The sequence below is a fragment of the Paenibacillus sp. RU5M genome, assembly GCF_900221055.1.
GTDB classification, from domain to species: domain Bacteria; phylum Bacillota; class Bacilli; order Paenibacillales; family Paenibacillaceae; genus Paenibacillus; species Paenibacillus marchantiae.
Map to the genome: position 1 here is coordinate 200,866 of NZ_OBQM01000005.1, position 23,961 is coordinate 224,826.

Annotated in this window: 20 protein-coding genes; 9 read left to right on the forward strand and 11 right to left on the reverse strand. The window is 49.5% G+C overall.

Going from position 1 to position 23,961, the window contains the following annotated elements; all coding sequences use genetic code 11:
• The first annotated feature begins 93 nt into the window (after nucleotides 1-93).
• A complete protein-coding gene (locus CRO25_RS17010) occupies nucleotides 94-747 on the forward strand; it encodes a phosphatase PAP2 family protein (protein ID WP_079695791.1) in 654 nt (217 codons plus the stop codon).
• On the opposite strand, the gene CRO25_RS17015 is transcribed toward CRO25_RS17010, so the two are convergent.
• From CRO25_RS17015 to CRO25_RS17035, 7 genes are all read right to left on the reverse strand, one after another.
• Complete coding sequence (locus tag CRO25_RS17015; RefSeq protein WP_064642564.1) at nucleotides 740-2,263, reverse strand: HD-GYP domain-containing protein; 1,524 nt, start codon at nucleotides 2,261-2,263, stop codon at nucleotides 740-742. The genes CRO25_RS17010 and CRO25_RS17015 overlap by 8 nt on opposite strands.
• A 243-nt stretch (nucleotides 2,264-2,506) precedes the next feature.
• Nucleotides 2,507-3,487 carry an anti-sigma factor domain-containing protein gene (locus tag CRO25_RS17020; RefSeq protein ID WP_079695792.1) on the reverse strand — a complete coding sequence of 327 codons (981 nt, stop codon included), beginning with the start codon at nucleotides 3,485-3,487 and terminating at the stop codon, nucleotides 2,507-2,509.
• Nucleotides 3,484-4,080, reverse strand: a complete 597-nt coding sequence (locus tag CRO25_RS17025) for an RNA polymerase sigma factor (RefSeq protein ID WP_064642567.1) — start codon at nucleotides 4,078-4,080, stop codon at nucleotides 3,484-3,486. The genes CRO25_RS17020 and CRO25_RS17025 overlap by 4 nt, the downstream gene beginning before the upstream one ends.
• 576 nt (nucleotides 4,081-4,656) lie before the next feature.
• Nucleotides 4,657-4,962: a hypothetical protein gene (locus CRO25_RS33925; RefSeq protein ID WP_063568262.1), complete on the reverse strand. Its 306-nt coding sequence runs from the start codon at nucleotides 4,960-4,962 to the stop codon at nucleotides 4,657-4,659.
• A 166-nt stretch (nucleotides 4,963-5,128) separates the two neighbouring features.
• Nucleotides 5,129-5,236, reverse strand: coding sequence for a sporulation protein YjcZ (locus CRO25_RS33690; RefSeq protein ID WP_197521564.1), 108 nt, complete (start codon nucleotides 5,234-5,236; stop codon nucleotides 5,129-5,131).
• Between the two features lie 42 nt (nucleotides 5,237-5,278).
• Nucleotides 5,279-5,383 (reverse strand): hypothetical protein, encoded by a 105-nt coding sequence (locus tag CRO25_RS33695; RefSeq protein ID WP_017690880.1) that lies wholly within the window; start codon nucleotides 5,381-5,383, stop codon nucleotides 5,279-5,281.
• Between the two features lie 209 nt (nucleotides 5,384-5,592).
• Nucleotides 5,593-5,919 carry an MTH1187 family thiamine-binding protein gene (locus tag CRO25_RS17035; RefSeq protein ID WP_079695793.1) on the reverse strand — a complete coding sequence of 109 codons (327 nt, stop codon included), beginning with the start codon at nucleotides 5,917-5,919 and terminating at the stop codon, nucleotides 5,593-5,595.
• A gap of 761 nt (nucleotides 5,920-6,680) precedes the next feature.
• On the opposite strand from CRO25_RS17035, the gene CRO25_RS17040 reads away from it, so the two are divergent.
• From CRO25_RS17040 to CRO25_RS17055, 4 genes are all read left to right on the forward strand, one after another.
• The gene (locus tag CRO25_RS17040; protein ID WP_063568260.1) at nucleotides 6,681-9,014 is read left to right on the forward strand and encodes a ribonucleoside-diphosphate reductase subunit alpha; all 2,334 of its coding nucleotides are present in this window, start codon (nucleotides 6,681-6,683) and stop codon (nucleotides 9,012-9,014) included.
• Between the two features lie 191 nt (nucleotides 9,015-9,205).
• Nucleotides 9,206-10,237: a ribonucleotide-diphosphate reductase subunit beta gene (locus tag CRO25_RS17045; RefSeq protein WP_024632189.1), complete on the forward strand. Its 1,032-nt coding sequence runs from the start codon at nucleotides 9,206-9,208 to the stop codon at nucleotides 10,235-10,237.
• 210 nt (nucleotides 10,238-10,447) lie between these two features.
• Nucleotides 10,448-11,422, forward strand: coding sequence for an SMI1/KNR4 family protein (locus tag CRO25_RS17050; protein WP_079695794.1), 975 nt, complete (start codon nucleotides 10,448-10,450; stop codon nucleotides 11,420-11,422).
• Nucleotides 11,423-11,439: 17 nt separating this feature from the next.
• Entirely contained in the window at nucleotides 11,440-12,477 is a 1,038-nt protein-coding gene (locus tag CRO25_RS17055; protein ID WP_079695795.1) for a phosphotransferase family protein, read from the forward strand.
• Between the two features lie 94 nt (nucleotides 12,478-12,571).
• Here the strand turns inward: CRO25_RS17055 and CRO25_RS17060 are convergent, their stop codons facing one another.
• Nucleotides 12,572-14,383 (reverse strand): S9 family peptidase, encoded by a 1,812-nt coding sequence (locus tag CRO25_RS17060; protein ID WP_079695796.1) that lies wholly within the window; start codon nucleotides 14,381-14,383, stop codon nucleotides 12,572-12,574.
• A 130-nt stretch (nucleotides 14,384-14,513) separates the two neighbouring features.
• Nucleotides 14,514-14,933, reverse strand: a complete 420-nt coding sequence (gene fosB / locus CRO25_RS17065) for a metallothiol transferase FosB (RefSeq protein WP_079695797.1) — start codon at nucleotides 14,931-14,933, stop codon at nucleotides 14,514-14,516.
• Nucleotides 14,934-15,101: 168 nt separating this feature from the next.
• Here fosB and CRO25_RS17070 point away from each other — a divergent pair, with 168 nt between their 5' ends.
• The 4 genes from CRO25_RS17070 (at nucleotide 15,102) to CRO25_RS17085 (ending at nucleotide 20,925) form a co-directional block, all read left to right on the forward strand.
• Nucleotides 15,102-16,001, forward strand: a complete 900-nt coding sequence (locus tag CRO25_RS17070; protein WP_072734913.1) for a glucose 1-dehydrogenase — start codon at nucleotides 15,102-15,104, stop codon at nucleotides 15,999-16,001.
• Nucleotides 16,002-16,203: 202 nt separating this feature from the next.
• Nucleotides 16,204-17,814 carry a gamma-glutamyltransferase family protein gene (locus tag CRO25_RS17075; protein ID WP_079695798.1) on the forward strand — a complete coding sequence of 537 codons (1,611 nt, stop codon included), beginning with the start codon at nucleotides 16,204-16,206 and terminating at the stop codon, nucleotides 17,812-17,814.
• Nucleotides 17,815-18,237: 423 nt separating this feature from the next.
• The gene (locus CRO25_RS17080; protein WP_079695799.1) at nucleotides 18,238-19,245 is read left to right on the forward strand and encodes a BMP family protein; all 1,008 of its coding nucleotides are present in this window, start codon (nucleotides 18,238-18,240) and stop codon (nucleotides 19,243-19,245) included.
• Nucleotides 19,246-19,272: 27 nt separating this feature from the next.
• Nucleotides 19,273-20,925 carry a methyl-accepting chemotaxis protein gene (locus CRO25_RS17085; RefSeq protein ID WP_079695800.1) on the forward strand — a complete coding sequence of 551 codons (1,653 nt, stop codon included), beginning with the start codon at nucleotides 19,273-19,275 and terminating at the stop codon, nucleotides 20,923-20,925.
• A 466-nt stretch (nucleotides 20,926-21,391) separates the two neighbouring features.
• Here CRO25_RS17085 and CRO25_RS17090 read toward each other — a convergent pair whose 3' ends face one another.
• Nucleotides 21,392-23,059 carry an NAD(P)H-hydrate dehydratase gene (locus CRO25_RS17090; RefSeq protein ID WP_079695801.1) on the reverse strand — a complete coding sequence of 556 codons (1,668 nt, stop codon included), beginning with the start codon at nucleotides 23,057-23,059 and terminating at the stop codon, nucleotides 21,392-21,394.
• 65 nt (nucleotides 23,060-23,124) lie between these two features.
• Nucleotides 23,125-23,757, reverse strand: coding sequence for an NAD(P)-dependent oxidoreductase (locus tag CRO25_RS17095; protein ID WP_072734917.1), 633 nt, complete (start codon nucleotides 23,755-23,757; stop codon nucleotides 23,125-23,127).
• Nucleotides 23,758-23,961: the final 204 nt, after the last annotated feature.

Consider the following 23,961-nt stretch of genomic DNA (forward strand, 5'->3'; position numbering starts at 1 on the left):
TTGTGCGCTGAACGTAGTAGAATATATTGTTGTTCGATTTTATTTGCTGTGATCCAGTTCCTTGCGAACCTGGATGAAAGGAGAAACGGTGTTGTGCACGTATTAAAAAGCAAATCCTACTGGCTGTCGTTAAGCTTGATGCTTTCCTTGGCTGTCATGGGGATGTTCTATGATATTCTGAATAGTCCGGAGCGCGGGTTCTCTGTTCTTAATTCCCCGTTGGACCGGATCATCCCTTATGTACCTTCCATGTCCATACCCTATCTGGGTTGGTATCCGTTTGTCTTCGGCGTGTTGGCTTATTTATGTGCCAAAGATCGGCTCACTTATTATCGCGTCCTGTTATCCATGAACATCTGTGTCTGGATCTGTTACCTGATCTATTTTAATTTTCAGACTATGGTGCCGCGTCCCGAGTTAACAGGTACAGGTCTAGGCGCATCTCTCCTTGGATGGCTCTACGGCCAGGACCGTCCATATAATTGTTTTCCAAGTATTCATGCCCTTCATTCTTATCTGGTTATGCGTGCTGTTCTCTCCGTTCAGAGTATTCGCAAACATGTTAAGGTGTTAGTTGCTGCTGGTGCAGCACTGATTATATTGTCCACCTTAATGATTAAACAACATGTAATCTATGACGCCCTGGGTGCAGTCGTACTCGGCGAATGCGTTTTTACAATTATCACTGGGCTCTCGCTGCTCCGTCGTCGCAGAAAAGAATCGAAGTGGACTGAGGGGATCAGCTGACCCCTCGCTCCGACGATTTCTGGAGATGCTGTTGCCGCCTCCACTCATCAATAAACAAACTTGCAAAATAGGGATCCCACTGGGTCCCTTTTCCTTCTTCCAAAATAGATAGCGCTTTCTCATGGCTCATCCCATTCCGATATGGACGATCAGACGTCATGGCATCAAAAGCATCAGCCACGGCAATGATACGGCCAAACAGCGGAATCTCTTGGCCTGCTATGCCATCAGGATATCCTTTGCCATCATATCTTTCATGATGAGACCTTACACCCGGCAGGAAATCTGCCATGGCATCAATCGGTTCAATCTGTAACAAAATGCCCTCTCCAAGAACGGGATGTGTGCGAATGATGGCGAATTCGTCATCAGTGAGTTTCCCATCTTTCAATAACACTTCGTCGGGTATGCCGATTTTCCCAATATCATGCAACAATGCTGATTTGTATAATAGATCTGCTTGTTCCTCATTCATGCCACTCAGCTTGCCAATCATAATGGAGTACTCTGCCACCCGCATGGAATGACCTGCCGTATATTTGTCCCGTGCGTCCAATGCAGCCGCCAAGGTGGAAAAATAACTTTGCAGCAACTGCCGATTACGTTCTTGTCTCATCTCAAGCCGATTAATCATCATATTGAATCCGGAGATGAGCGCAGAAAATTCATCCGCGTACAGATCAGGGGTTCTTCTGCCCAGGTCTCCCTCTTGAATTCGGTTCATCTCCTCCGTTAGCTCTGCAACCGGACCACGAACATCCCGAATCAGTAGCCAGCTTCCCACAAGGGCGAAGCCCCCGCCCAGCACAACGATAAGAACTGCCCACAGAATATACTCTTTCGCAAACTCGCTATCCATATACTGAAGACGGATCGATGTAGCCAGGAAGAACAGAAATAATGGAAATAAACCGATCAACGCCGTACTCAGCTGAAATTTACGCTGAATGGACACCAGGACACGTCCTCCGAGAGATGGCTCCATACCATGCTGTTCTTTGCCTCTGCGGCGAACTTCCAGCAGCAGCGGTCTCACGGTCCGAACCGTCAGAAAATATTCAATTAAGGCATGCATCACGGCGATCAATAAGGCACACGCCGCTGCAACTGCGACATATCCATATGGAAATTCCAGCCATCCTGTAGAAATCATCCATATCGTCAATCCGGCAGCAGGCAGGGAAAACCCAAGCATATGCGGACCCAAAATACGATAGATCGTTTGTCCCGGAAAACGGTGAATGCTCTCATACATCTTTGTCAATTCGGCCTTTTCATGATGCTCAGCGGCAAAAAACTGCCGGATGGGGCCAAGTTGTGCCCATAACGTAATCAGTTCTGCAACAAGCATGAACAATAGTGATATCAACACAATGATAATAAGTCGTACAAATTGAATGTTTGGTATTTGTAAGGTAGACACCATAACGACTGTACCTACCACAAAAACTGCTCCCATTGAACCGATAATATAATTTCGCATCAGACGAAAGATAAATGAACGGTATACTTCCACCCTAACCCCTCACTCTCTAGGTGTAAACCCGTTCTCCCCATTGATGATGACAGAGGGAAATTAAGGGTACAGCCTCCTATTTGTTATCGGTTGCTCGGACTGAAAAAATTAATTCATTTCACGGACGGGAAACCTCCATCCTGGAATTAACTATGAATCGCTCATTTAACTTATATGTACGCGTACAACCATACAAAAAAGACTGTTCCCCGTAGGAAACAGCCTGTTATGGCAAGACATTTCTTATCCTTTAATCTTGGCAGCGAGAATCATTGTACCACGCGGCTCATCACCCATCGCATCCGGTTCAAGTGTGATCGCGACCGTGTCGTAGTCGTTGGCAGAGTCTAACGTATAGTATACCGCTCCCGTTCCATTATGGCTCAGGAAGGTCCCCGCATTCTGAGGTGTATCGCCCTTGATCAGCCAAACCTGGAACGCCTCATTTCCTTCCAGAGTAGGCAAGTTCTCCGCCTGTACGACCAGGTGAGTGCCTTTGCTGTCAATAACGATGGTAGCCAGTCCTTGGGCCACAATGTCCTGTGTCGCAGGACTAAGCTTGACGGCTTCGCCTGTCTGCATTCCCTGTGCAGGTTGCAGGGATGAAGCAAGCTGCTCTTGCAGCTGCGCATTCTGTGCCTGCGCCTGAGCAAGCTGCTCTTGCACTGTCGATGAGCCCGCAGCTTGCTGCTTCAGCGAATCGACCTGGCCTTGCAGCTGCCCGGCGTAGATGCCGAGCACGAGCGCAGCTGCCGCGAGGGCTACGCTTGCTATGCGCCAGGCGCGACTGCTGCGCGCACGCGCGCGCCCTTGAGGCTGCCATGGCTGTGCCTGTGCAGCTTCTTCTGCCCGGGCTGCAGGCACCGCCGTCTCCGGCGGCAAGCCTTGCCCGGGCTGCGCCGCTTCTTGCTGCGGCGCAAGATCCGCCTGAAGCACCACGGGTGCTTCAGGCTTCGCAGGAGCAGCCGCCGGCTTCGTTCCGGCGCTCTCCTGCGCGTGTCCAAGCACGTTGCTCAGCACACGTGCTCGCATGCCAGGCGGCGGTGCAACAGGTTCCGCCGCGAGTGGCAGGAAGCCTGTTACTTCCTGCAATTCCCTCACCTCCTGGCGACAAGACTCACATTGGGCCAAATGTGCTTCAAATGCTGCCACTTCCTCCGCTTCGAGTCCTCCCAGCACATACACCGGTGCCAGATCAGACCATTCCTCATGTCGTTCTATCATGGATGTATGCCCTCCCTTCCCGCGTCCGGATGCAATTCAGCATCGGCGAGCAGCTTCTGAAGCTGCCGCATCGCAAGCCTGACACGGCTCTTTACCGTACCCAGCGGAATCCCGAATCTGCTGGATACCTCCTGTTGCGTTAAACCTGCATAATAGATCGATTCAATGACCTGTTGCTGGTCACCATTCAACTGGGACAGCGCCTCCTTGATTCGGACACCTTCCCATTTGCGCTCTATTTCTTCTTCTGTATTTGTATGTTCATCGGCATATGCCGCCAGTGTTTCGTTCTCCACTGAGGTCGTAGCTGCGCTTTTGGATTTTCGCCTCAGCATGTCCACTGCAATGTTGCGCGTAATGGCGAACATCCACGTGGTCAGCTTCCCCTGTGAGGCCTCATATCGTTCAGCATTGTTCCAAACCCGCAGGAATAATTCCTGGACAGTCTCTTCTGCTGTCATTGGATCACCAACAATCCGATAAGCAAAAGAATACACCGCCCGCTCGTAGCGGTCATATAAAAGCTCCAGTGCGGAAGCATCTCGTTCCGCAATCTGCCGCATTAACCTGCTGTCCTCTATTGATTCAGTCATGCGAGGGCCCCTTTCCGTGTCATCCCTCTTATTATAACCTACGCAGAATCATTTGAAGAGGATTACCTTATTGAAGAAAAAATTTGAAATGTTTTCGCAATTGTTTTCAAAAAAAGCTTCAACCTTCCTTTTTATTGCAAAAAATTACAGCCTGTGGTATACTCTAAGAGTTGGTATTTAAACAACCTCATATGATTTTCTGTCTTCTTTAAACCCCGGAATATTTTCTTCATGCTGCGACCGCAGCGAACATGCACATTAACCTATGAAGATTGAAGAACCTGAATCACATTAACCCGGTAGTACAGAGTTTCACAAGATGTTCCCATTCACACTGGCGCGGTCATCGGAGCCGCAAGGACAAAAGAGAGGTAGGGCTTTTGTTGTTTTGGATGTCACTTATTCTTGAGAAGATTGAAAACATACACAAAGCACCCGGAATTGGGTTCCGGGTGTTTTTCCATGTCCACTTTTAATAAAAAAATGTCCAGACAGCTAAAAGGCGCCGATACAATCTCGGCGCCTTTCATCGGAGTTGTATGGATCAACTCCCTGATACTGTTGCTGTTATAAGAACTAGATAAACATCGTTTTGGAGATGATGACCAACAGGATGAACAGTACAAGAATCGTACCCATGGATCCCCAGCTTCCTCCGCTATGTCCATAGGAAGTTCCACAACCATGGTGATACCCATGAAGCACTGGAGCCTGATTGGGATGATGAGCGTAGCCGTAGCCATAGCCCGCTGGCATAGTTCCACAACCATATCCGTACCCATGCATTTCATGACCTGTGTATCCATGCATGTGCTCATACCCTCCCACGTATCCGTATACGTGTCCCTGTCCGTTCGGTGAATTCGGTTTTACTTCGCTCATTGTTCATTCCTCCTTAACATTTGCCTACACCCCTAAGCTATGTATTATGCCTACCTCTGGACCGGGCTATGGCCCTACTTTGACAAAATAGGCGTTTTCACTATTCCTGTAGGCTTGTCCTCAAACCAAAAAAAACCCCACCGGTTAACCGGCGGAGTTCAACATATTATACCCAGAAAGATTTAGTGATGATAACGAGAAGAATGAACAGAACCAAGATGGCACCAGTTGATGTCCAGCCGCCGTATCCTGCGCCTCCAAGTACTTCGCTCATGGAGATTCCTCCTTTACCAATGGTTTAGGTGTTAAGGGTCTATTAGATGAGGAATGCTTTGGAAATGATAACCAACAATATGAAGAGAACCAAAATGGCACCAGTCGATGTCCATGCGCCGCCGTATCCACCTACAACTCCACTCATGCAAAACCCTCCTTTTATTTGAGGTACAGTTCACTATATGCAAAAATCACACACTAGATCGGGCTCTGATTAAATTTGGGCAGGCATTACCTACGAAGCAACCATATTCTCTTTCTCTTTGAACCCATGAAATGCAAAAAACCGCAAGCCCCAAAAAGAGACTTGCAGTACATTGTATAAGACCATCTTCCTTATGCTGCTGACTTCCGTCAGTTCGGCCGTGCCTGACGGGATGAAAGTTTCTCTTGAACAGATTGCAGCTTCTGTAAACTGGAGGCATCCGGTTTGTCACGACGATCGTCGATCTTGACGGATGTGGAGACACGCTGAGCTCCCGATAGAAACGGAGCTTCATGCAGAGCCGCAATTGCTGTAAATACTTCATTGAGCGGGCCTTCGATAATGGTACTCATGGAGGTCAACTGATATGTAATGCCCCGCTGGTTTTCCAATACTTTCTGCATATCCGCCACATAACTGCTCAAGCTGGTCGTCCCGGTGCCAATTGGAATTACGGTCACTTCTGCTATTGCCATTTCGCTCCGCCTTCCTTGGGCCCCGAAAGTTACCGGTGCCGCTCATTTTTAGTCGATTTTTGCCTGTTTTTATTCTACCAGTTGAAGGAGCTATAATTCAAACTGACGTGATGACGTCATCTGATTTGACCAAAAATTTTTTTTGATAAATCTTCAAATCTTCCAGTCCTTTTCCTTTGCGGAATCCTGGCTTAAATGGTATACTCGGAATTACGTTTTACTGTGTTGACCCTGTTTACAAACACTATATGTTGGGTTACAGTAAGAGAACAGCAACAAAATGTAGTGAAATTAAATCACCCCACTTCTATTAGTCATCTTCTGAAATCTCGCGAAAAACAGGATGAAATCACCTCTAAAGGCACGTCCCTGTAGGTGTAAATCGCTTTCTCGAAACAGACTTGACTCGGAGGTTAACGGGGCTATTTGGACTGCACCGGTATCCTCTAATTCACAGGCGTGTCTGCTATAGACAAAAGATTACATAAGCACCCTTTTCTGTCTTTTTTCGATTCTTCAAAGACAGTAAGGAACTCAGGGCATCCATGGGCATTTTCAGCCGCGAGGCAAGGGGAATGCTTTTTATGTGACCATGTTCTGCGTGCGCTCCTATGTGCAAGATGAGGCAAGACTCGCAATTACCGCCGTTCAGTCCGCAATATGCAGCTTATATCTTTATCTCACCGTAAGAAGACACTCAATTCTTTATATAAAGAATTTCTCCAATTTATCTCTTAAACATGCGAAAGCGAGGAATATTCATGCCACAAGTTGTGACCAAGCCGAACAACCGCCAGCTTGCCTTTGATGATATGCGCATCTCGGTATATGCAGATCGTATTCTGGAAGGACTGGACATGCTGGACAAGGAACGTCTGATACGCGGGGTAAACAGCAAGCTCCGTCGTGACGAAGTTACCGGAGACGAGATCAGCAGCGCTTTTATGATGAGCGCTCTGGAACTGGTAACGAAGGAAGAGCCTAACTGGAAATTTGCAGCGGCACGCTCCCTGCTTACTTCCCTTTACAAGAAAGCGGCAACCAACCGCAGATACAAATCTTACCCGGAAGAGCCTTACGGCGCTTTTCACCCGCTTCTAGTGGATCTTGTGAAGAAAGGCATCTACCGCGAAGAACTGCTGGAATGTTACACCAAAGAGCAGATCGACGAACTTGCTGAATGCATCGATTACCGCAACGATCTGTTGTTCGACTATATCGGCTTGCTCACACTGGCAGAACGTTACCTTGCACACGATTTTGACGGAAAAGTCATGGAATTGCCTCAAGAGCGTTACATGGTTATCGCGATGTACCTGATGCATCAGGAGCCTGCTGAGAGACGTATGGACCTCGTTAAGGAAGCTTACTGGGCAATGAGCAACATGTACATGACGGCAGCTACACCTACGATGTCCAATGCGGGTAAAAAAGTGGCTGGACAACTCTCCAGCTGTTTCATTGATACCGTGGATGATTCCCTTGAGGGTATCTTTGACTCCAACACAGATGTAGCACGTCTCAGCAAAATGGGCGGCGGCATCGGCGTTTACCTCGGTAAAGTCAGAGCTCGCGGTTCGGACATCCGGGGTCACAAAAATACAAGTTCTGGCGTAATCCCTTGGATTCGCCAACTAAATAATACTGCGGTCAGCGTAGACCAACTCGGAACACGTAAAGGTGCAATCGCTGTTTATCTGGACGTTTTCCACAAAGACATTCTGGCCTTCCTCGATCTGAAGCTGAACAATGGTGACGAGCGGATGCGTGCACATGACGTATTCCACGGCATCTGCCTGCCTGACCTGTTCATGGAGCGAGTAGCCAGCCGCGGCGAATGGAACCTGTTCTGCCCGCATGAAACGAAAAAAGTGATGGGCTGGAAAGATGAGAACGGTCGTCCACTCGGACTGGAAGATTTCTATGATGAATCCGTAGGCGAAGGCGCGTTCCGTGAGAAATATGAGGAAGCGGTCAACCACCCGCTGTTGTCCCGGATTACGGTTCAGGCGATTGACATCATGAAACGTGTTATGAAATCCCAACTCGAAACCGGTACGCCTTACATGTTCTACCGGGATACCGTTAACCGTTCGAACCCAAACAGTGCACACGGCATGGTGTACTCTTCCAACCTTTGTACTGAAATCATGCAGAACCAATCTGCAACTGTAGTTGAAAAGGAAGAGCTCGTAACCAAAGATGGACAAACCCGCATCGTGATTTCCAAAGTACCGGGCGATTTCGTAGTCTGCAACCTGAACTCCATTCACTTGGCACGTGCTGTACCTCATGATGTATTGGAGCGTCTGGTACCGATTCAGGTTCGTATGCTGGACAACGTTATCGACATCAACAACATTGAAGTGCTGCAAGCCCAATACACCAACAGTCAATACCGTGCGGTTGGTCTGGGAACATTCGGACTCCATCACCTGCTTGCTCTTGAAGGCATTCGTTGGGAATCAGAAGAAGCAGTCACATATAACGACAATCTGTACGAAAAAATTAACTATCTGCTCGTGAAAGCCAGCATGGAATTGTCCAAGGAAAAAGGACATTATCCGAAGTTCCAAGGTTCCGATTGGCAAACAGGTAAATACTTCGACCAACGGGATTACACGACAGGTGAGCGCGTAGGCGAATTCGTTACAACTGAACAATGGAAAGAACTGCAAGCCCAAGTACAACAAAACGGTGTACGTAACGCTTGGTTGTTCGCTATTGCACCAAATGGTTCAACGTCCATCATTGCCGGTTCAACAGCCAGCATTGATCCGCTTTACGAACTGTTGTCCTATGAAGAGAAAACGACATACAAGATTGCCAACCCGGCACCTGACCTGTCCGAAAAAACGATCTGGTATTACAAAACAGCGTTCATGGTGGATCAACATGCTTCCATCAATATGGCCGCTGCCCGTCAACGCCACGTCGATCAGGGACAAAGTTTCAACTTGTATGTTCGTCCAGATATCAAAGCAACGGAGTTCCTGGAACTGCATCTGCACGCCTGGAGAGCCGGCATTAAATCAACTTATTATGTTCGCAGCCGGGCATTGACTATTGAAGAATGCGATTCTTGCGCAAGCTAAGTTTTATCGTGATGCTGAAAGCTCACTAGATCTACGATGACTACCAGGGCATCCTGTTTTGAATGCAAAATGGCGTTGCCCTGGTACTTTTTTGCCCAAAACACGATCACAACATCACGAGATGTTGATATAGATGCTTTTCCAAAGTTCTGTCGGCAGAACATTATGAAATTTCAAGGAGTGAACGGATTATGCAATTGCAGAAAATTTTCAATACCGAAGCGCCTAACCAGTCTACCCGTATCATTGAAGGGGAATGCTCAGGCATTCTGAACTGGAACGATATTCGTATGCCTCATATGTACAAACTGTACAAAGTACTGCTGCTCAACCACTGGATTGCGGATGAAATTCCAATGTCCAAGGATGCTTCCCAATTTGCCCAATTGGATCCGGAAGAACAGCGTACATTTAAAGTCAACATCTCCCTGCTCGCTGTATTGGACTCCATGCAAACGATGTTTGTAGGTGACGTGAAACGTTATTTCACGGATTCCTCACTGGAAGCGATCTCGGCAATCATTGGACAACAGGAAGTTGTACACAACCAATCGTACTCTTACGTTCTGTCCTCCATCGTGTCCGATCGGGAGCAAAAGGAAATCTTTGAATACTGGAAACATGATCCGGTGCTGCTTGACCGTAACCGGTTCATCGCCGACATCTACCAAACCTTCCGGGATAACCCGTCTCCACAGACGTTCTTCCAGGCCATGGTAGCCGATCTGGTACTTGAAGGTATCTTCTTCTATAGTACATTTGCCTTCTTCTACAACCTGGCCCGTGACCAGAAGATGATGGCAACCAGCCAAATGATCTCTTATATTCAGCGCGACGAGAACCAACACTGCTACTTCTTCGCTGAAGTGTACAAACAGCTGCTGGTAGACTTCCCTGAACTGAACACACCTGAGAACATGGACTATGTGTACAAAACGATCAACCGTGCCGTTGAACTCGAAACTAACTGGGCACACTACACCCTCAGCAACGTACGCGGGATTGACCTGAACGAGTTGGAAGACTACATCAAGTACATCGCCAACAAACGTTTGCGCCTGATGGGTATGGAAAAAGCATATGAAGGCGTGGATGTAAACTGCATGCCTTGGATCAAACCTTTCTCCGACGAAGCACTGAATGCTACGAAAACAGACTTCTTCGAAGCCAAATCCCGTAACTACGGCAAAGTCGGCGACGATAACGGATTTGACGATCTGTAAGTTGATTGATACAGTGAGCGTAATTTAATGAACGCAATCTAATAAAAATGCACAACACTCCCCTTGTTGAAATGTCTTGATGGCTTTCTGCTTGTGGGAGTGTTTTTTATATGCGACTGGATAGGATACTGTACCCATCCATCCATCCTGCCAGCTTGTAAGATATAATGGAAAAAGGTTCACATTCCCCTATTGAAATGAGGCATAGTGATGGAAAGAGAACTGCTGGAGCAACTAAACAAATGGCATGAACAGGACCAGTTCAGTCTTATTATTGAACGTATTCAACAAATCCCCGAATCGGAGCGGGATTATGAGCTGATTGGACAACTTTCCAGAGCGTATAACAATGAAGGTCGTTACCGTGAGGCTGTCCAACAGTTACTATTTATCCATGGGCAGGGAGCGAGTGACCCACTATGGCAGTACCGGTTGGGTTACGCTTATTATCATATGGCCATGTACGAGCAGGCAATCAAAGCTTTTGAGATGGCAAACGAGCTCTTGCCCCATGACGAATCGACCATCGAATTTCTCGAATGGACACGGCCCAAAGCTGAAAAAATGCAACAGGATCGACAGCGCCATCAAGAGATATTGTTGGAATTGGAGCACAGTGGCAGGCTGAACAATCTTAGAGCTGCTTCCGGGTCCTACGATCCGACTTCATTCTGGGAACACAGCGAATATGCGTTGGAAAGTTATGTATCTTCACCTTTTGACGAGGAGATGATCCAAACCATTGAACAGGAGCTAGGCTACAAATTACCTGCCTCCTATATCCAGTTAATGAACACACAGAACGGTGGAATCCCCGCACACACTGTTTTCCCAACCAAAGAAGCTACTTCATGGGCTGAAGACCATATCGCCATTACGGGGATTATGGGCATTGCACGGGACAAGTCCAATACACTGGGCGGAGAATTTGGAAGCCGTTTCATGATTGAAGATTGGGGATACCCTGATCTTGGTGTTGTGATCTGTGATTGTCCGTCTGCCGGACACGATGTAGTGATGCTGGATTATCGATTCTGTGGCCCTGAAGGCGAACCTGCTGTGGTTCATGTGGATCAGGAAGACGATTATGAGATTACATATCTGGCGCCTAATTTTGAAACTTTTATTCGCGGATTGGTTGATGCCGATACGTTTGATCTGTCTGACGAAGAGGATGAAGACTGAGATCGCAGGAGGGGCTTATGACAACCCGTATTTATTTTGGCTCCAATAAACTTGGTGAGATTGAGCAAGCATCCTTGCAAAAGGCGCTTCATGATTGCAATCTGGGAACGCTTATGAATTATAAGCGAACCGATGAGGGTGTGATGGGTCAGACACTTCTTATTCGCTCTTCAGAGGGAGAATATATTCTGAAAGGCAACCCATTATATGCAGGACAACTTCAGGAAGAGCAGTTTTTCGTAGAACAGCTGAGAACTCACACCAACATTCCTGTACCTGATCCATATTTATTACATGAAGATACCGACGTATTTGGCTGGAGCTATGCGATTATGCCCCGATTACCTGGAATGCACCTGCATGATCCGTCATTACAGGCTTCACTTTCACAGGAGGATCAGGAGAAGATCGCTACGATGCTTGCCCGCTCCTTAGCAGAACTACACCGTTGGAAAGTCCCTGATGCGGGAGAGTATGATCCTGTAGCAAAGCAGATCGTTCCCTTTGCGGGCAAATATCTGGACTGGCTGTATGGGACAATCCATCACTGGCTGCAGGATGCTGCAAAGTACTCCATGATAACAGACGAAGATACACAGTGGGTGGACGAGCAATTAAAAAACGCTGAATCTGCATTTCACTCCATGCCTGTTCCCGGATTTGTGATGGGTGATTTTAAGGTCGAGAACTTTGTGATTCAGAGGAATGGTGATAGCCTTGCTTCGGACTGGCAGATTAGTGGTCTGTTTGATTTTACAACGGCCTATTTTGGAGACGGAACAGCTGACTTAACCAAAATGACAGCCATGTATGTACGAGAAGGTCAACCCGAACTTGCCAAACGATTCCTTCACGGTTACCGGGAGGTTGTCTGCGCAGCAGATACGGAGCGATACCAGCACTTTGCTACCCGTCTTAGGGTGCATCTGCTCTATCAGCGTATTTTGTTATGGGGTGAATGCAAAGCAACAGGCCGAGTAACCTGGGCATCGGATATGCCTTTTGCACATTGGGCGGAGCAGTACATGGATTCGGTAATTGCTTTACTGGATTAACACAACAAAAAACCGCCAGAAGGATGAGATGCACTCACTCCTGGCGGTTTTCTCAAACCATCATATATTTAAATCGGTAATATGCATATATGAATTACGGTTGTGCAACCGGCACTTCCTGATGTTTCTGCAAAAACTCCAGCATCCGCCGATACACGAGAATCTCATTCGTTTTTCTGGAGAAGCCATGGCCTTCATCATCCAGAACGATGTATTCCACGTCTACCCCTTTCCCCTGCAACGCGGTCACGATCTGATCCGATTCCGCCTTCACGACCCTTGGATCATTGGCCCCTTGAATGACCAGCATCGGGTTGACCATCTGGTCCAGATACGTAATCGGTGAATCCTTCGTTAAGCGTTCGCGGTCACGGACCGGATCACCCAGCCAGTTGTCCATCATCGGTTTCCAGTCTTCCGGCACAGATTCCAGGAATGTGAACAGGTTACTTGGCCCAAAAATATCAACCGCAGCGCGGAATAATTCCGGGTGACGCCCTGCCAGCAGCAAGGTCATATACCCGCCGTAACTACCCCCTACCACGAACAGGCGATCCGGTGATGAGATACCCTCGTCAAACAGCCAGTTTATACCGGCAACACAGTCTAGCCTTGGGCCCTCGCCCCAATCTCTCTCGACCATTTTGCCAAACTCGGCGCCATATCCAGTGCTTCCCCGGAAGTTCGGAGCAAAAATATGATAACCCTGAGCCAGCATCATTTGGAACATCGGACGGAAGAATTTTGCTTCCGATGCCTGTGGCCCGCCATGCGGCCAAAATACCGTGTAACCATTAGCCTGTTCCGGCTTCGCTTTGAAAAAAAGCGCTTCGATCTCCAGTCCGTCGTAGGAGTTATATCGAATGACATCCGGGTAGACGAGATCACTCGGATTAAGCCCCGTGACCCGATTCGCAGTCAACGGTTCCCAGGACTCACTACCTGTCATCAACCGATAGATATTATGCGGCTGGACAGCTCCACGCCCCGAAATATACACGTTGCCAGCCTTGGTAACCGTCACATGTTCTACGGTGTCCAGTGGCATGGCCACACGCCGAGGCTGCTCGGAACCTTTGTCCAGCGCGTACATCCGATTCTCGGGACCCGTAAACGTCCAGAAGTATAACGTCTCTGAATCCTTATGCCAGCGGATGATATCCACGTCTTCTCCCTCCACTTTGCACAGAGGACGAAACTCATGAGTATCCAGCCGGTATTCGGCCACATAGGTGTACGGTTCGTTATCATTTGTAATCATCAGAAGCCGATTATTGTCTGCAAATAGGACATACGAAACCTGACTCTGCCGCTCGGAGACCGGAATAATGGATTCCGACTCACCGTTCCGGTATACATATGCTGTCTGGTAGGTATTGGAGTATACATTCAAGATTACATAGGCTTGTTCATCCGAACTCACAGCAATCAGATTGCTTGTGACCTCTTCCCCTTGATGCAAGAGCTCATCCTCTCCCGTTTCCAGGTTCATCCGGCGTGAGTTGAGATAGTTCGGGTTATCCTTACTTGTCATATAATAAAGACGCTGTCCATCCTCGGACAGATGAGAGAAATAACAACGATCATTGGGCTCTGCCGAAACAACAGGAAATGGGACTCCGCCTTCCGGTTTAAGTGCATACAAATGATAATTCTCATCCCCGTCCCGATCAAACGCCGTGAGAATATGACGTCCTTCTGGGTCTGGTTGGATAAACTGGCTGCTCTGATTCAAATACGTCAAAGGATACGGGTAGCCACCCGGCAGATCCATCGCCCAGATATTGGGCTGGCCGTTCAGATTGCTGTCAAAAAACAAACGTTTCTCGTCGGCCGATACGGCAAAATGGGAAATGCGATACGTCTGGAAATACTGTTCTACATCCGGTTTGGGAAACTGAATCATGACAAACCTCCTTGAGTATGAACGAAGTATCAAACAGTGGTAAATTAAGGGTATATTTGTCCATATTATATGCACATCCATTGTTTGCACAATAGATATGTCATATTTTTTTCCATTTCAGCTCATTCGATTACGTATAAAAGGTCATATGGGGTTTATCCTCACGGTAATAGTCAAGTCTCTGCTTCATATTTCCGGTATGTAGCTCGAACAAATGACCATCGGGATCGGCAAAATAAATGGATAATGCATCCTTCGGATCGCGTGGTCTTCCGGGAAGAATGTCAGCCCCGGCTGCTCGCAGCTGCTGCACAGACTCGTCGAATTCCTCTTCTTTTACGGTAAATGCAATATGTGTATACGTTCGTTCCGTATAGTTGCGAATGACGTCTTCCTGATTCAAAGCGATCCAAAGTCCGGCAAGTTCGAAATATGCCAGCTTCCGGCCTTTCACCTGAATACGGGCACCGAGAGCCTGCTCATAAAAGGTAATGGACCGTTCCAGATTGGATACGGAAAAGCACAGATGATTAATTCCCTGAATATTCATTTGGCTCCTGACACCTCCACATTTTAATGAACTGTTGCAATTAATACATCCTTATTATGGTATATTTTGCACCAAAAACAAATGCCCTTCTTCCTCCTGTCGCACCTTCTTCTGGGCGAATGCATAGTTTAGGCATATGAACGAACGTGCGAGGGGGATGTAAACCGAATGAATCCTGTCTATCCTTTTTACGGTGAGAAAACGGTGTGCAAGCCACAAAAGCTGGCTTTCCCACCCCAGCATCAGGACCAGCAGCCAGGTCTGGAAACTCTGATGGTGCCTGAACCGATCAGCGAAGATCCTGCTTATATTGGCAGCTGCAAGCTGAAAGGCAAGGTTGCAATTATTACCGGTGGTGACAGTGGAATCGGCAGAGCGGCAGCTATTGCTTTTGCCAAGGAAGGTGCAGATATCACCATCGCTTATCTATATGAACGGACCGACGCCGAAAGGACACGTGAACGCATTGAAGAGCTGGGACAACGGTGTCTATTAATCGAGATTGATCTGCGGTTGAAGAAAAACTGTGAGGCTGTCATCCGAACGACCATGGAAACCTTCGGAAAGATCGACGTCCTGGTCAACAATCATGGCGTGCAGTACGTACAGCCAAGCATTGTCGATATTACGGAAGAACAGCTGTACCATACGTTCCAGACGAATGTGTTTGCCTACTTTTTTCTGATTCAGGCGGCTCTCCCACATCTGTGCAAAGGAGCATCCATCATCAATACGGCTTCCATTACGGCCTATAAAGGTGAAGTGCAACTGATCGATTACTCATCCAGCAAAGGGGCTGTGGTCTCTCTGACTCGTGTACTCGCCAAATCACTCGCTGCTCAGGGCATTCGGGTCAACTGCGTCGCGCCCGGACCGATCTGGACCCCACTCATTCCATCCAGCTTCTCCGCTGAAGACGTGCAGGTATTTGGAACCGAGACGCCGATGGGCCGGGCAGGCCAACCTTATGAACTTGCGGCTGCCTACGTCTATCTCGCTTCCCGCGACTCCTCCTATGTCACTGGTGAGTGCATTCATGTCAATGGCGGCGATATGGTAACGACCTAGTCATCTGGAGAACACCTCATATCTTGGAAAAAATACATTGGCACTGATATGAATACAACTGTATCATCTCTATTCACGGGCTATGTCAGATTGGATTTCGCATTGGCAGCAGGAGATCATGCCACCTGTTCCGAAGAGGGTTAGGAGTAATTGATCCGGCGAGCCGGAACCTGACATCTTGCGACAAGGAGCTGAAAACCTGATGAACTACGATCCACTCTACCAACCGTATCCGTCTTATCGTGTGCCCGTTTATGCCAAACAAGGCATGGTCGCCACTTCACAGCCTTTGGCCGCACAAGCCGGTCTGGATGTGTTAAAAAAGGGCGGCAACGCCATCGATGCCGCTATCGCCACCGCTGCTGCACTCACCGTGCTGGAGCCAACGTCCAATGGCATTGGGGGCGATGCCTTTGCCCTCGTCTGGACCGAGGGCAAACTGCATGGCCTGAATGCCAGCGGACCTGCGCCTCAGAGTATATCGATTGAGGCGCTCAAAGCGGCAGGCCATTCGGAGATGCCGAAGCTGGGGGTCATCCCGGTGACGGTGCCTGGCGCACCGGCGGGTTGGGCTGAGCTGAGCCGCCGATTCGGGCGGCTTACGCTGGCGGAAGCGCTGGAACCGGCTGTCCGCTACGCGGAAGAAGGTTACCCGCTTGCGCCGGGGCTGGCTCGCCATTGGGCAAGGGCAGCCGACATCTATGCGCGCCAAGGCGATGCGGAAGCCGGCCGTGCGTGGTTTGAGACGTTTGCCCCAGGCGGGCGTGTTCCAGCCGTGGGCGAGATGTGGCGCTCGCCGGATCATGCGGCAACACTGCGCCGGATTGGCGAGAGCGGTGCGCGAGACTTCTATGGAGGCGAACTCGCGGAGCGTATTCATTCTTTTATGGCAGAACACGGAGGTTACCTGACCAAAGAAGATCTGGCTGCATTCCAACCTGAGTGGGTTGATCCGATCTCGGTCTCCTATCGCGGATATGACGTATGGGAGATCCCACCGAACGGTCAGGGGCTGATTGCTCTGGCAGCACTCAATCTGTTAAAGGGATTTGATTTTGAAGAAAAGGAATCCGTTCTGGCATACCACAGGCAGTTGGAAGCCATGAAGCTTGCTTTTGCCGATGGAGAGAAATACATTACCGAGGAACGCAAGATGGGCGTAACGGTGCAGGAATTATTATCCGAAGCGTATGTAGATGAACGGCGCAAGCTCATTGGTGATATGGCACTTCCGCCTGAAGCGGGCGACCCAAGGGCAAGTGGAACGGTGTATCTTGCAACGGCAGATGGTGAGGGCAACATGGTTTCCTTCATTCAGAGCAATTATATGGGCTTCGGCTCCGGGCTGGTTGTGCCAGGCACAGGCATTGCCCTGCAAAACCGGGGACATAATTTCTCGCTTGATCCCGATCACGCCAACGCACTGGAGCCAGGCAAACGGACATTTCATACAATCATTCCGGGCTTCCTCACACGTGGTGATGAAGCAGTCGGACCATTCGGGGTCATGGGCGGTTTCATGCAACCCCAGGGTCATGTGCAGGTCGTTATGAATACGGTGGACTTCCACCTCAATCCACAGGCTGCGCTCGATTCTCCGCGCTGGCAGTGGACCAAAGGCAAAACGATTCTGGTTGAGCCTGGATTCCCTCAACATATTGCACAGGCACTTGCTCGCAAAGGGCATGATATACAGGTCGCCCTCGATCCGTCGATGTTTGGACGCGGCCAGATCATCTGGCGCAACCCGGACAACGGCGTATTGTGCGGCGGCACGGAAAGCCGGGCAGATGGCTCGGTAGCAGCGTGGTAATACGTTGCAAGTGCAGCTGAATGAGAGCGGGAACGTAACGCTCAGGAATATTGCATATGCTGCGGGAACCGGGAAAACCGTTCATATATATGAATTTTTTGATTCATGATATGTAGTCATTCATCATTCGTTTCGTTTCAAGGAAAGGGTAAAGAAGAGATCTAATCGGTCTCTTCTTTACTCTTTTTTTGTCTTTCTTTTTCCCGTTGACCAGCAAGACGTAGTACAGGTTCAGTATAGAATTCATGCCTCTTCAGATGTAAATTCTATGTATAATTTATGGGTTTAATTGGAATTTTATTGAGTTTTCGTAAATTTTCATCCTTACCCATTATAGAGACTCTGCTCTCGTCCGATATACATATAGAGGAATTGCTCACCTCACACGTCATCTCCATCTTATAGAAAAGAGGGCATACGCACATGAAAACACAATGGAAAATCAAATTCGGGTTCACCATGATGATGGTTCTGGTTGTTCTGGTGCTGGGAGCATGTTCGGCAACCGATAAGGCGTCCCCCGCAGATCAGCGAACCAAAGTCGGAATCGTTCTTACGGATGTCGGCTTGGGTGATCATTCTTTCAGTGACGCATCTTTTGAGGGATTGGTACAGGCAAGAAACGAGAACAGTATTGTTTTTGATTACAAGGAACCGGGAAAGGATTTGACATCCGAGGCGGCCTTTGAGCAATTTGCGAAGGATAAGGTTGATCTGATTATTGGTCTAAGCGACACGATAAAAACCGATCTGGAGAAGGTTGCTCAGAAGTATCCCGATCAGCACTTTCTCATCATTGACGGGCATTCCGATCTCCCCAATGTGACCTCCATGTCCTTCAAAGCAGAAGAAGGCAGCTATCTTGCAGGTATCATTGCTGGCTTTGCAACAACCGAAGACCATGTAGGCTTCTTAGGTGGAATGGATATTCCGGTGCTTCACGATTTCCAGCAAGGTTTTGAGCAAGGTGTAAAGGCGGCTAATCCGGATGCCACAGTCCATGTCGTGTACGCCGGGGATTTCGGCAATCCTGATCTTGGAGGAAAGCTCGCGGCGCAGATGATTCAGGAACAGCGTGTTGATGTCATTTACGTTGCTGCCGGACTTACCGGCATAGGCTCAATTTCAGAGATTCAGAGATTGGGTAAATACGCCATTGGCGTGGACCAGGATCAGTTCTTTTTAGCAGAAAAAGCAGTACTCACTTCCATGCTCAAAAATGTAGATGTCTCTCTTCATAACGCCATTAATACGTTCATTCAGAACAAACATTCATTTCCCGAAAAAGAAATGTTCTATGGTCTGGCAGAAAACGGCGTAGGTTTAACCGCCCTACATAACATCACACTCACGGACGAACAACAGCAAACGTTCGAAGATTTGAAAGCACAGATCGCTTCCGGCAAAACCAAAATTACCCTAGATCAATAAACCAATTGCTAATATGGAGGCACGCTTATGAAATTGCAGGGAAAGCTGATAATGAATGCCGTAGTATCGTTACTGTTATGCCTTTTGCTTGTAGCCTATATCATTATTCAATTGCTGAGCATGAATGCCAAAAATCAAAATCTGGTGCCTGCCATGCTGAAGGTCACGGAGCTGAACGCTAACCAGATACAGACCGAGCAGGCGCTCGATGTGTACTCGTTCTCCATGACAGCTGGCAATCAGGATAATGTTGCACGCTTGCTGAATGAAGGTAAAACCATGGTAAAGCAGCTCACAGAAGGCTTGCTGGAAACGGATGAACAGCTTCGCCTGATCCAATCGATCCAAACCAAATTAACAGCTCTGGACACGGGCGCCACCGAAGCCATCACAGCCATGAACAGTTCGGACGCCAAACGTTTCAGCTCACGGGTCAAAGGCATACAAAATGATATCTATATGCTGGATGAGGTGACCCGGGATCGATATAACCAATACACAGTAAATCTTGAACAAGACATTCAGCGGACCTGGCAGATTGCTCTCGCCGGAGCCATCATCCTGCTTGTCGCTGTCCTGCTGTTCAATATGTACACTTCACGCAAATTGGCGAGACGCATCCGCACCTTAAAGGAAGCAGCAGGACAAATTGCGAACGGCGATCTTACGCAGCAGCTTCCGGAGACAAGAGGCAAGGATGAACTGGATGACTTAAACCGCTCCTTCCGTCTTATGACTGGGAACATACGCAGTATCATTCAATCTATCGGTGCGGCAGGAAACCGTGTTGATGGGATGGCGCAGGACATTGATCGCGGCAATGATACCGTGCAGGCCATTGTTCAGCAAGTATCCAGAACAACCGAAGAGCTATCGATTGGCAGTCAGAAAATTGCTGAGGATCTAAGCGACACGGTTATTGTTGTGGACAAGATGCAGCATATGTTTGAAAGCAATCTTCGGGCGACTTCACAATCGGCCATCTATGGTAACGAAGTTTTGACTTCCGTGCAGGAGGGACACATTGCCGTACAGGAACAGCTTCGACTGGCTGAAGTAAACCGGATTGCCATGTCCGAGGTAGAAAAGACTGTCCAGGAATTGGAGGAGAGTGCCTCCCGGATCGCAACCATGACTGCTTATGTATCAAGCATCGCTACGCAGACAACCCTTCTGTCTCTGAACGCCTCCATCGAAGCGGCACGTGCAGGTGAAGCCGGACGCGGCTTTGCTGTCGTCGCGGGGGAAGTGAAGAAACTGGCCGAGCAATCCGAGCAATCGGTACAGCATATCTTTGGGGCTGTCGGCGAAATCACAACGGCTATGGGCAAAGTGAAAAACTCTGTGACACAGAGCATTCAGCTCTTTGCAGAACAGGAGCAGGCCACCGGAAAAACCGGCGAATCCTTCTCCGGAATTCGTCACAGTGTAGAGCGAATTAGCACAAGTATTAATCAGCTTACGGAAGACATGCAGCAGTCCAGTGAGCTTAGCGCACAGGTTCAGCAGGCGATTGAAAATATAAGTGCCATTACGGAACAATCGGCCGCAAGCAGTGAGGAAATTACAGCTTCAACGGCCGAGCAACAACGTTCGTTCGCCGAAGCAAGCACTAAGGTGAAAACCCTGCGGGATATCAGTGCAGAGATGCATCAGGAGCTTTTACGGTTCCGGTTGTAGTTGAACCATGATAAAAGAATGAAGAGAAGCGTCTGAAAGGAACTTCCTTTCTCGGGTCGAAGCGCTAATCCATTCTAACGAATCGACCACACCTTAATTGGAGGATTTGGGTCGAATGCACAGATTAACGAACTTCAGTCACGTTATTCTCGTTATAATGGTACAAACTTGGGCCAGAACCTGCCGATCAGTGAAATCACATCGCTGGGATTCTAGCGCAGATTAATGGAAAATGCAGCTCATAGCGTGTGTTTGATTCGTTAAAAGTTAATACCACTAAAAAGGGATGTCCTCGTCATGTTTATGACTATGGACATCCCTTTCTTAATGTTATGAGTGGTTTATATCTTCGTGCTTTGTGCAGAGGCATGCAGCACACCTATCACCCGAGCTCAAAGCGGTGTAAATGCAGCTTATGAAGTAACGAATGTACGTACCAAGAGTCGGCACCAATCATGCCCCTGTTTTATAGTGCATCAACGATATCCCCGGCGAGCAGGGATGCCGGATCACCGCGCAGCAGCGCAGCTCTCTCCCCTGCCTGGCCGTGTAGAAACACGCCAAAGGCTGCAGCCTGCTCCGCGCTGAGCCCTTGGGCGAGCAGACCGGCGATAATGCCGGTCAACACGTCTCCTGCACCGCCGGTTGCCATGCCAGCGTGCCCCGTGGTGTTGATATACGCCTCGCCGGATGGCGTTGCGATGACCGTTCGTGCTCCCTTGAGCACCAGGGTCACGCCCTGCTCGCGGGCGTACCGTGCAGCGTGTCCGATTCGGTCACGCTGCACTTCGGGGGTCGACATGTCCAGCAGTCGGCCCATCTCCCCCGGGTGCGGCGTCAGGATAGTCGCCGCACTTCGTTTGCCCCAGTCGCGAGGCCCTGTTGGGCCAGCGTCTGCCAGCATGTTGAGGGCGTCCGCGTCGATGACGAGCGGGCGATCCGAATGTTGCCACAGACGGCGCAGCCAGTCTGTGTCGCCCTTGAAGCGGCCAAGGCCCGGGCCGGTCGCGAGCACGTCGCGGCTTTCGGCGAGACGCAGCACAGCGTCTGCGGAAGCCGCGTTCCACTCGCCGCTGTCGCCATCTGCGGCGGCAGCGAGCATGAGCTCGGGCACGGTGCCGATGACATGCGGCAGCAGTGCCGCGGGCACCGCCCATGTGGCGAGCCCGCAGCCAGCGCGCAGCGCGGCTTTGGCCGAGAGCAGGCCTGCGCCGCTCATCGGCAGACTGCCTGCGGCCAGCAGCACGTGGCCGTAAGTGCCCTTGTGGCCGTCCGGTGCCCGGAGTCGGCCCGTGTCCACGCGCAGCGCACTGCGCAGTACCTCTTCCGTCAGCAGACGGACTGAGGGGCCATGCTCCGGCGCAAGCCGCGCGGGAATGCCGATGGAGCGCACCACGATGCGCCCCGCGGCAGATGCACCCGGGTACTGCACCAGCCCGCGCTTAAGCAGCGCGAGACATACGGTCACCCGGGCTTGAATACAGGGCTCATATACCTCTCCGGTGTCGGCATTCAGCCCACTTGGCACATCGGCAGACACGACCGGCTTGCCGCTGTCGTTCGCCGCCGCAATTAGCGCCGCGTATGCTCCGCGCGGCGCCCCTCTCGAGCCGGTGCCCAGCAGCGCATCCACGATGCCTGTGCACCGGCTGAAGTCCACAGCTTCGCGCCCGTGGACCAGAGCTGGGATGCCGAGCTGCGCAGCGGCATCCCGCTGCACTGCGGCTTCGCCCCGCAACGCATCAGGCGCATCGGCGTAAACCAAAGTCACGCCGAGCCTCGCTTCAACCAAATGGCGCGCCGCAACCAGCCCGTCGCCGCCATTATTACCCTTGCCGATCAGCATGTACCACTGCTGATCACCGGGTTGCTCCATCACGAGCGCCGGATCGGCGATGATGTCGCCACCATGAGCAGGCCGATCGCCGGGCCCGGTGTGCGCCCGCTTCCCGTTTTTGTTCCAGCAACCATACTGCTTCGAACGGTGGTCAACATCGTCTTCCCGGCACAGCCGGATAACTTCCTCAGCGATGGCTCTGCCTGCGTTCTCCATCAGACTGGCAGCAGGAATGCCAAGCTTCTGAATCGTATGCTCATCCACAGCTCTCATCTGTTCAGCGGTTACGATAAACAACGTTCATCCCTCCCCGGTGGCCTCTTCGGAAATTTACAGAAAGATTGCTAGCTTACCTAAAACTTTTAATAACCTACTGTAAACCGGGATTGAATAAATTGCGGATCATCCAGCTCATCCACCAAAGCCGCTGCGAAATCGCCAACGGAAATCGAACTCTCACCAAGATCATCTGTAATCACACGATTCATTCCAACCCGGAACAGGCCTGTCCGTCTTCCTGTTGTGATCGTAGCCGCAGGACTCATGTAGGTCCAGTTAATATCCGATGCTTCAATCAGGTTATACGCATCGACATGAGCCTTCGCCAATGGTTTGACTTCCTCAGGGAATCCTGGTGTGTCCATCAGCATTTCTCCAGAATCCGTAAGCAAGCTTCCTGCTCCACCCACGACAACCAAACGTCCTGCTTTTCCACGACGAACACCCTCAACTAGTGAACGTGTAACTTCCAACATCTCTTCCTCCGCACCAAACTTCGGTCCATAGGCACTCACAACGGCTTCCTGTCCTGCTGTAAAATCAGCAACCTGGTCCGGGTTAAGCAAATCCCCTTCTACCACACGCAAACGCTCATGCTCCATCTCCACCTTCGAAGGATCACGAACAATCGCCGTTACCTCATGTCCGCGGTCCATTAACTCCCACAGTATCGTCTTCCCAATCGCTCCGGTTGCTCCAAAAATGGCAACTTTCATATCAAATCCCTCTTTTCAGTAGATATCATCTTGTCAACTTACCGTTATTTTAATACTTAATCCCATTGTTATATACCTTAAACGGCTCACGCCATCTTAAACCGTCTATGCCCACTTGTAAACCTTGAGTCTAGTTCAAACGTCCGATCCCATATACATGCCGTATTAAATAAGGAATTACAACTGCCTTTTCCGTTCAAAAGA

Coding starts and splice junctions, on each gene's coding strand:
- CRO25_RS33695 (WP_017690880.1), bottom strand. CDS start 5,383: ATGAGTGGAGTTGTAGGTGGATACGGCGGCGCATGGACATCGACTGGT.
- CRO25_RS17075 (WP_079695798.1), top strand. CDS start 16,204: ATGAACTACGATCCACTCTACCAACCGTATCCGTCTTATCGTGTGCCC.
- CRO25_RS17040 (WP_063568260.1), top strand. CDS start 6,681: ATGCCACAAGTTGTGACCAAGCCGAACAACCGCCAGCTTGCCTTTGAT.
- CRO25_RS17050 (WP_079695794.1), top strand. CDS start 10,448: ATGGAAAGAGAACTGCTGGAGCAACTAAACAAATGGCATGAACAGGAC.
- CRO25_RS17060 (WP_079695796.1), bottom strand. CDS start 14,383: ATGATTCAGTTTCCCAAACCGGATGTAGAACAGTATTTCCAGACGTAT.
- CRO25_RS17085 (WP_079695800.1), top strand. CDS start 19,273: ATGAAATTGCAGGGAAAGCTGATAATGAATGCCGTAGTATCGTTACTG.
- CRO25_RS17045 (WP_024632189.1), top strand. CDS start 9,206: ATGCAATTGCAGAAAATTTTCAATACCGAAGCGCCTAACCAGTCTACC.
- CRO25_RS17070 (WP_072734913.1), top strand. CDS start 15,102: ATGAATCCTGTCTATCCTTTTTACGGTGAGAAAACGGTGTGCAAGCCA.
- fosB (WP_079695797.1), bottom strand. CDS start 14,933: ATGAATATTCAGGGAATTAATCATCTGTGCTTTTCCGTATCCAATCTG.
- CRO25_RS33690 (WP_197521564.1), bottom strand. CDS start 5,236: ATGAGCGAAGTACTTGGAGGCGCAGGATACGGCGGCTGGACATCAACT.
- CRO25_RS17080 (WP_079695799.1), top strand. CDS start 18,238: ATGAAAACACAATGGAAAATCAAATTCGGGTTCACCATGATGATGGTT.
- CRO25_RS17020 (WP_079695792.1), bottom strand. CDS start 3,487: ATGATAGAACGACATGAGGAATGGTCTGATCTGGCACCGGTGTATGTG.
- CRO25_RS17035 (WP_079695793.1), bottom strand. CDS start 5,919: ATGGCAATAGCAGAAGTGACCGTAATTCCAATTGGCACCGGGACGACC.
- CRO25_RS17095 (WP_072734917.1), bottom strand. CDS start 23,757: ATGAAAGTTGCCATTTTTGGAGCAACCGGAGCGATTGGGAAGACGATA.
- CRO25_RS17025 (WP_064642567.1), bottom strand. CDS start 4,080: ATGACTGAATCAATAGAGGACAGCAGGTTAATGCGGCAGATTGCGGAA.
- CRO25_RS33925 (WP_063568262.1), bottom strand. CDS start 4,962: ATGAGCGAAGTAAAACCGAATTCACCGAACGGACAGGGACACGTATAC.
- CRO25_RS17055 (WP_079695795.1), top strand. CDS start 11,440: ATGACAACCCGTATTTATTTTGGCTCCAATAAACTTGGTGAGATTGAG.